At 45.2% G+C, this 8,030-nt stretch carries 7 protein-coding genes; 3 read left to right on the forward strand and 4 right to left on the reverse strand.

Features of this window, described 5'->3' with window-relative positions:
- Window positions 1–42: 42 nt before the first annotated feature.
- The 3 genes from WBA89_RS00595 to WBA89_RS00605 all read right to left on the reverse strand — a co-directional run bounded on the left by WBA89_RS00595 (window position 43) and on the right by WBA89_RS00605 (window position 2,281).
- Window positions 43–1,563 carry an AAA family ATPase gene (locus tag WBA89_RS00595; RefSeq protein WP_424403082.1) on the reverse strand — a complete coding sequence of 507 codons (1,521 nt, stop codon included), beginning with the start codon at window positions 1,561–1,563 and terminating at the stop codon, window positions 43–45.
- A gap of 116 nt (window positions 1,564–1,679) precedes the next feature.
- Window positions 1,680–2,030 carry a hypothetical protein gene (locus tag WBA89_RS00600; protein ID WP_194060552.1) on the reverse strand — a complete coding sequence of 117 codons (351 nt, stop codon included), beginning with the start codon at window positions 2,028–2,030 and terminating at the stop codon, window positions 1,680–1,682.
- A gap of 68 nt (window positions 2,031–2,098) precedes the next feature.
- Window positions 2,099–2,281 (reverse strand): hypothetical protein, encoded by a 183-nt coding sequence (locus tag WBA89_RS00605; RefSeq protein WP_424403085.1) that lies wholly within the window; start codon window positions 2,279–2,281, stop codon window positions 2,099–2,101.
- A gap of 368 nt (window positions 2,282–2,649) precedes the next feature.
- Here WBA89_RS00605 and WBA89_RS00610 point away from each other — a divergent pair, with 368 nt between their 5' ends.
- Window positions 2,650–3,189: a Dps family protein gene (locus WBA89_RS00610; protein ID WP_424403087.1), complete on the forward strand. Its 540-nt coding sequence runs from the start codon at window positions 2,650–2,652 to the stop codon at window positions 3,187–3,189.
- Window positions 3,190–3,315: 126 nt separating this feature from the next.
- Here the strand turns inward: WBA89_RS00610 and WBA89_RS00615 are convergent, their stop codons facing one another.
- On the reverse strand, window positions 3,316–4,410 hold the full coding sequence (locus WBA89_RS00615) for a glycosyltransferase family 2 protein (protein WP_424403089.1): 1,095 nt from the start codon (window positions 4,408–4,410) through the stop codon (window positions 3,316–3,318).
- Window positions 4,411–5,137: 727 nt separating this feature from the next.
- Between WBA89_RS00615 and WBA89_RS00620 the strand changes: the two genes are divergently transcribed.
- Entirely contained in the window at window positions 5,138–6,208 is a 1,071-nt protein-coding gene (locus WBA89_RS00620) for a glycosyltransferase family 2 protein (RefSeq protein ID WP_424403093.1), read from the forward strand.
- A gap of 87 nt (window positions 6,209–6,295) precedes the next feature.
- Window positions 6,296–7,747 carry an NAD(P)/FAD-dependent oxidoreductase gene (locus WBA89_RS00625; protein ID WP_424403091.1) on the forward strand — a complete coding sequence of 484 codons (1,452 nt, stop codon included), beginning with the start codon at window positions 6,296–6,298 and terminating at the stop codon, window positions 7,745–7,747.
- Window positions 7,748–8,030: the final 283 nt, after the last annotated feature.

An 8,030-nucleotide genomic window follows, 5' to 3' on the forward strand; every position in this document is an offset into this window, starting at 1 on the left:
CTGTTGCTAGCCTTTGCTCCTGTTTGGACCAGGAGAAAGCTTTTAGAATTCCATTCGCTGGTATTCAGCGACGGAAGACGCAGCGGGCCGCGCGCGCTGTCTCGCCCATTCTCTCAGGGCGCTGACCTGTTCGGTCATGGTTTTAGACAGTGGCAATGTAGATTTAATGGCCGCGATGATATCTAACTGCGTAAACTCTCTATCTTGAGCAAAGGCTTCGTACATTGCTGCTACTAGCCCTTGTTCAATTTCTGCGCCTGAAAAGCCGTCGGAAACGTTGGACAGTTGCTCTAAATCGAAGCGAGAGATGTCCCGACGCCGCTTTGACAGGTGAATGTTGAAAATTTCTTGGCGTTCTTCTTTGGTAGGCAGGTCAACAAAGAAGAGTTCGTCGAACCGGCCTTTCCTCAAGAATTCCCCCGGCAACCGCTCGATGCGGTTGGCTGTTGCCATTACGAAGACTGGGGAAGTTTTTTCTTGCATCCAAGTGAGGAAGGAACCGAAAATTCGGCTGGATGTGCCTCCGTCTGAGTCGGCAGAACCGGTGCCTCCGGCAAAGGCTTTGTCTAGTTCGTCGATAAACAGGATGGCTGGAGAGATGGATTCTGCTGTTTTGAGCGCGTTGCGGAGGTTGGCTTCGCTGCGACCCACCATCGAACCGTCATAGACTCGGCCCATATCTAGCCGCAGCAGGGGCAGTCCCCAGAGGCGGGAGGTAGTCTTGGCAATCAGCGATTTTCCGCAGCCCGGTACGCCGAGAATTAACATCCCTTTTGGTTGGGGCAGGCCGTATTCTCTCGCCCTTTCTGTAAAGGCGTTGGAACGCTGCTTCAGCCACCGCTTCAGCTCTTCTAAACCGCCTACTGCATCCAGAGTTTCGTCTTCTTCGATGAATTCTAGAATGCCGTTGCGCCGAATTAATTGCTTTTTCTCCGACAGAACGATGTCTACTTCTTCTTCAGTTAACCGCCCTGTGGAAACGTGGGCTTTGCGATACACTTTTTCAGCTTCGTCCTTGGTCAATCCCAAGGCTGCTTTTAAAAGTTTTTCTCGCCCTTCTGTGGTAATGCGCCGCGATTTTGTTTGCTCTAACTGGCCAGACAATACTTGGTTGAGTTCCTTCATGTCTGGAAGCGCGAAGTCTAATACCACTACTTCCTTTTCTAGCTCGATCGGGATTTGCTGCAAAGGAGACATCAGTATAATTGTCTTTTGCGTTCCTTTGAAGTTGGCGATCGCATCGCGCAACCACCGCGTTACCGGAGGAGAATCGATAAAAGGATGTAAATCTTTGAAAATGTAAATGCTAGCGTTGCTGTTGGGTTCTCGCTGCCTGATCACCCATTCAATTGCTGCCTCTGGCGAGACGGTGTTGTGCTGGGTGGTGGTGCGCGGCTGACCGTACTCCACAATGCCGTGAGTTACAGTCCAGATAAATACTCGTCGCTGTGGTTTGGCTTGAGCTATTGTCGAAATTGCTTGCTCACACCGCTCTTCCTCGGATGTCACGAGGTAGATCAGAGGATATTGAGCTTGGATTAGGATACTGATCTCTTCTTGCATATTCCTCGACCCACTAGAGACGGTGCTATCTTTGCTGAATCTCAATGCTGCCTTTAGCCGAATACGAAAAATTTTAGTAACTTTAAGTTCTAGCTGTTTGGGGAAGCAAGGCATTCTTAGCAGGGAACCAATTCTTCCTCTCCCGGTTGGGCAGTGCTGGCGCTGACGCCCGACACCTGCTTCACTGGAAGATCCTGTTCAGCCAATACGCTAGGCTGACTTTTGACGGAGGCCAGTTCTCCCTCTCGCATTACTACTGAACCCGTGCATTCTGGACAAGTGTAAACCCGGTGGGTTTGTCCGTAGGAGGCTTCTACTTCGTCAACCAGTTCGGAGTTTCCTAGGTAAAAGACAATTGCCCTTTCTGCAATTGATGACATCGGTTCAGATTCTACTGCGGCTTTGATTTTGAGCTGGCGATGCAGTTCAGGTGGAAGATACAGTGTAACTTTTTGCTTTTCTTGCATATGACAGTGAATTGACTTACCCGGGTATGTATATCAGAATAGCGGCTTAGTTTTTTGCTGTCAAGACTCTATGCTGTTTTAACGCTATCTTGTAATATTTCGTTACAATTGATTGAATTTTGGGGCGATCGACAACGCAGAATAAAGGGATGTAGCTGTTGAGGCAGCGGTGCAGCGGCGGCTATGGCTAGCAGGAGGTGCGATCGACCATAAATATATAGAACCCGTTTGACATCGGTTGCTGTTGCCACAAGCCTTATGCCAGAAAAATTTCAGCTTTTTTGTTGCCCGAACCACCCGATCTCTAGTCTTGTGGCTGTTGAGTTGTGCCAGACGGCTGCTGCAGTCTGCCTTATTGTTCAACAAAAGATGTCAAATGGGTTCTACAGCGGGATTGAGGGGGCGATCGCCTGCTGCCCGATCGCTGTGTTCGCCAAACAGACAAAGGCTGCCCGGAACAAAAAGTTGCATGACATCTATCTAAAGGTATCTATATTGCGATTGCTTTAACCTGAAATGCAGCAATTTTACCAAAGTGCGATCGTCCTCTGGGTTGATGTAAGTGGCTGGGGAAATTTGTTCTAATAAATGGAAAGTTAGAATTGAGGTCACAGTTTCAATGCGTAAGTTAAATATAGGTCTATCTGAGGAGCAACGTACAGGTGTTATCGAACTATTAAATCGCGACCTGTCAGATGCTTATCTGCTGTTAATCAAAACCAAAAAGTATCACTGGGATGTAGTTGGCCCGCAGTTTCGATCGCTCCACCAGTTGTGGGAAGAACACTACCAGGCGTTAACACTAAATATAGATGCTATGGCCGAACGGGTGAGAGCTTTAGGCGGCTATCCGATTGGTACTGCTGAGGGTTTTCTCAAGTATGCTTCGATTAAGGAACACGTCGGCGATTTGCCTTTAGCAAGCGAGATGGTGTCGCGCTTGGTTGACGATCACGAACTGGTGATTCGCAATCTCCGCAAACACGTCGAACAGTGCGGTGAAGAGTTTAAGGATGACGGAACCGCAGACTTTTTGACGAGTTTGATGGAACAGCACGAGCAAATGGCTTGGATGTTGCGATCGTTTATTGAAGGAGAATCGCTTTCGCCGGACGGTAAGCAGCCGAAAGCTCAAACTGCTACAGCTTCTCGCGCTTAGAGATATATAAGTAGAAGCAAGAAGCAGCAAAAATTTATTTCCGTTGATTTAACTCTCTTCCATAGCTTGCCTCAAAAACCAGGTTTCTTTAAGAAATCTGGTTGTTTGATCTTGGGTTTATTTGCGTTATCGGTTAGCAAAATTATTGAATCGCATTCTTTCATATACCTGAGACGGGAGCACTTTGTGAATGCTGGTTCGCCTATGGATGGTGGAAATTGTTGTGCCTTCAGTCTCTGTTGATGTTGATTTTAAGTCTGACCGAGATTGAGTAACTGGTGAAAGTATTATTTTTAATATACTTTCTATTGACAAAATGTAGAAATTATGGCGCAAAAGAGTCATCAATGAATCTTCTCTAAAAGCTCTATACAGCCAAAATAATGTACTTTTATGGTTGCCGCTACGGTTGCTTTTAACGGCTAAATTGTATATATAAAAACTGCTGTTAGACCAGCGATAAATATTGTCAGGAATTTCAGGATGCCTCTCCCGTACCTCTGCCATAATTAGAGAGTGAGATTTTGCCATTGCTGCATAGTTGCAAGACATACTGCTGGGAATCTGTCGGTAGCCAACTAAAAATTCTGGCACTACTTTAAATTGATAATGTTCAGCGATGCGGAGAAAAAGTTCTAAGTCTTCGCAGCCTTGGGCGTTTTCGGCTTTCAATTGGCAATTGTAACCGCCGACTCTCTCGAAACAAATGCGGCGGATCAGAGATGAGCTAGCATTACCCATAAAATATTTATAAACTAAAGCTTTGTATGCTTCTCCTTCGATGGTGGAGTTGTAAAATCCACCTGTGAATAAGTCTTTTTCGTTGATATCAAGTGCCCAGGAATAGACAACTCCTACGGATTGTTCTGATTTAATTAAGCATTCGACTTGTTTTTCTAGGTTTTGCGGATACCAAATATCGTCGGCATCAATGGGTGCAATGTATTCGCCTTTGGATTTTTCTATTGCTAGGTTGCGTGCGGCGGCGACACCGGCGTTTGACTGCTGCAATAAGATGATTCGGCTGTCTTTTTGGGCAAAAGATTTGACGATTTCGGGTGTTGTATCTGTGGAGCCGTCGTCTACTATTAAAATTTCTATGTTTTGATAGGTTTGAGATAAAACAGATTCTAATGTTTTAGCAATAAATTTTTGAGCGTTGTATGCAGGTATGATGACTGAAACTAATGGCGGGTTTAAGTTGTGGTGGGATGTGTTCATGTAATATAAAAACTGGTTTGTGTAAAAATTTTGGCTCGCAGGGAGCAAGCTAAGGGTATGTTAGCAAATTACTCAAGGTCGATCGTACACCGTTAAAAAAAATTACGATGTATGTTTTAAATGTCTTGCCAAATTTCATAAAGTGTGAGTTGCTGCAGCGGTGGGGACACAGACTTGGTGCGGGAGTCCCTTGCGGATGAGCTATAAAGAAACTGTATTAGTCAAGTCCTGAGTCCGCCCAAAAACTGGTGCTGCGCCGCGTACTTTTGTCGTGGATAACCGCAAATTTTAGACTTTGGTTGGGGAATCCCGATCGAGAATGCTGCAAGTAAATCTTCAATGCCCCGATCGACTGACAGCAGACTGCCCTCAGTACATTCAATGTTATATCTTATACTGGACTTAATCGGTAGAATCAAATTCTTGTGTGGTGGAACACTGTCAGAGACAATCGCTGGTGGGGCTTTTTCTAAAGTTTACAAAAACAATGACATATTTAAAGATTTCGTAAAGCTGCTGTCTGCATCACCTGAGTCTCAGGAAAAAATGACTTAGAATACAGGCATCGACGGGGAAAAATGCGATCGAGAATGCCAGCAAAAAATATAGTTGAATATAAATAGAGATCGAGTTATAAACAAAATAGTAGAGCTGATTTTACTGTTTGTAAAATAACATCATTAAAATTCAAGCAATGTTTCCTCATGCAATTTAAGTTATTTAGGTGATGATTTCTACCGCTGACCCGACTGTATCCGTGATTGTCCCAGTCCACAACGGGGGTTCTTACTTCCGCACTTGTTTGTCAAAACTGGCTCGAGCCGTACCGAGACCGATCGAGATTATTGTAGTAGCAGATGGCGAAAGCGACGGTTCTTGGCGTCTGGCCAAGGAATTTGGGGCAAAATTAATTAGAATTCCTGAATGCGGCGGCCCAGCCAGAGCTAGAAATTTGGGAGCGCAAGCTGCGAAGGGAGATATTCTGTTTTTTGTGGATGCTGATGTGGCTGTTTGTCCTGAAGCAGTGGGTTATGCGATATCGGTGTTCAAAAATAATCCCCACTTGACTGCTTTCATCGGCTCCTACGATGATGCTCCTGGAGATCCCAATTTTCTCTCGCAGTACAGGAACTTGCTGCACCACTACGTGCACCAAACCGGTAACGAAGAAGCTTCGACTTTTTGGGGAGCTTGCGGAGTGATTCGCCGGGAAATTTTTTTGCAGATGGGTGGCTTTAATGAAAGTTACCGCCAAGCTTCGATCGAGGATATTGAATTCGGCTACCGTTTGAAACAAGCAGGTTATCAAATTCGGCTGTGCAAAACATTGCAGGTGAAGCACTTAAAGCGCTGGGAAGCGATGGGGATGGTGAAAGCTGACTTTTTTTACCGAGCGCTGCCTTGGACGGAACTTATTTGGCGCGATCGGCAATTGAATAACGACCTCAACTTGCAAGTGTCGAACCGCATCAGCGTGATTTTAACTTATGCAGTGCTGCTTCTGGTTTTGGGAACCTGTTGGTCGCTCAACTGCTTGCTAGCTGTGCCGTTTGTAGCCGTGCCGCTGGTAGCAATTAATGCACCGCTTTATCGATTTTTTCAGCAAAAACACGGTCTCGTATTTGCTCTAAAAACAATTCCTTGGCACTGGCTTTTCTATTTTTACAGCGGACTGGCATTTGCGATCGGCACGGCTCGCCATTTGTCCCAAAAAAAGCCCTTGACTGCCAAGGTTAGCTTGCCGGTACCGCTGAAGAAATCAATGCCAATTGCGCTTCAACATCAGATCGATCGATAGTTTCTCAGGGTATTCACGGGTGCATCTATCTATTTGGGAAGTTATAAATAATGGTATAGTTCGATAAAAAAGCTGGAGGTAGGCTGAGTGAAACATTATCCGGTTGCGATCGTCGGTGCGGGCCCTGCGGGCTTGACTGCTGCCTACGAGCTAGTCAAACAAGGCATCATCCCTGTTGTACTAGAAAAAGGTGATAAAGTTGGGGGAATAGCTCGCACCGAAACCTACAAAGGCTACCGTTTCGACATTGGCGGCCACCGCTTTTATACTAAAGTTGAAGCCGTGCAGGAGTTGTGGCAAGAGGTACTGGGAAATGAGTTTATTAAAGTGCCGCGATTGTCCAGAATTTTTTATCGAGGTAAATTTTTCAACTATCCGATCAGTGCCTTCAATACTCTGTTTAATTTGGGCATAATTGAGAGTACGCTAATTATTTTGAGTTATCTGAAAGTGAGAATTTGGCCGCTGCCGGAAGAAACAACTTTTGAACAATGGGTGATCAATCGTTTTGGCGAACGCTTGTATAAAACATTTTTTAAGACTTACACTGAAAAAGTTTGGGGCATTCCTTGTTCGGAAATTCAAGCAGATTGGGCGGCGCAGCGGATTAAAGGATTGTCGCTGACGACTGCAATTATTAATGCTTTGTTTGGCAGCAACGATACTAAAACGTTAATCAAAGAATTTGATTATCCGGCTTTGGGGCCGGGGATGATGTGGGAAAAGTTCGCGGAAGATGTGGAGAATAAAGACGGCAAAGTTTATCTCGATACTAAGGCGATCGGCTTTGAGCGTGAAGGTAATAAGATTAAAAGTATTACTGCGGAGCAAAACGGAGAATTAGTCCAATATTCGGCGGATAATTTTATTACGAGTATGCCGATATCGGCGCTGATAGCGAGGCTGAAACCGCAGCCGCCCGAAGAGGTGTTGCACGCGGCGCGATCGCTCAAATATCGAGATTTTTTGATTGTAGCGCTGATTGTCGATCGCAAGGATTTGTTTCCTGACAACTGGATTTACATTCACTCTCCCGAAGTCAAAGTGGGACGAATTCAAAACTTTAAGAATTGGAGCGCCGCGTTAGTTCCTGATGTCAGCAAAAGTTGTTTGGGAATGGAATATTTCTGTAGCGTAGGGGACGATATTTGGGAAATGTCGGACGCTGAACTTGTGGCATTAGCAACTCGCGAGTTGGTTGGTTTGGGGTTAGCAACAACTGCTGAGGTTGAAGATGGAGTTGTCATACGGCAACTTAAAGCTTACCCAGTTTACGATGCGGAATATCGGGGACATTTGCAGGTACTTGAAGGTTTTTTGAAGGGTATTGAGAATTTGCAGACGATCGGGCGAAACGGTATGCACCGATACAACAACCAAGACCATTCTATGCTGACGGGGTTGCTGGCGGCGAGAAATATTCTGGGGGAAAAGCACGATTTGTGGGATGTGAATACTGAGCGATCGTACTATGAAGATTTTAGTGTCGATCGCTCCAAGGACAAAAAGGATTCGGATTTAATTTCGCAGTCTAGTTGATTTTTGCCTATTGTGACCTGAAGGCGATCGCACATTTTTGGTTTTTGGGCGATCGCTTAACACTCTCTAATACCAATTTCATAAAGTAGCGCTAGATATTGCCCCCCCCAACCCCCCCTTAGTAAGCTATACTTTATAAACATCTTTCTTAACAAGAAAGTTGACAGAAATTAACATCTGTGCTGTTGAACGAGCGGGCGATCGCCCAGGAATCAGGTTAAAACGATCGGTGGGTAAGGCAAGAATTAGAAAAAACTCAATTGGGAGATGTAAGAAGAACAAA

The sequence above is a fragment of the Microcoleus sp. genome, from assembly GCF_049646505.1.
Classification (GTDB): domain Bacteria; phylum Cyanobacteriota; class Cyanobacteriia; order Cyanobacteriales; family Microcoleaceae; genus Microcoleus.

Excerpts from the sequence above, each read along its gene's own strand:
- WBA89_RS00620 (WP_424403093.1), top strand. The coding sequence starts at position 5,138 with ATGATTTCTACCGCTGACCCGACTGTATCCGTGATTGTCCCAGTCCAC.
- WBA89_RS00615 (WP_424403089.1), bottom strand. The coding sequence starts at position 4,410 with ATGAACACATCCCACCACAACTTAAACCCGCCATTAGTTTCAGTCATC.
- WBA89_RS00610 (WP_424403087.1), top strand. The coding sequence starts at position 2,650 with ATGCGTAAGTTAAATATAGGTCTATCTGAGGAGCAACGTACAGGTGTT.
- WBA89_RS00595 (WP_424403082.1), bottom strand. The coding sequence starts at position 1,563 with ATGCAAGAAGAGATCAGTATCCTAATCCAAGCTCAATATCCTCTGATC.
- WBA89_RS00600 (WP_194060552.1), bottom strand. The coding sequence starts at position 2,030 with ATGCAAGAAAAGCAAAAAGTTACACTGTATCTTCCACCTGAACTGCAT.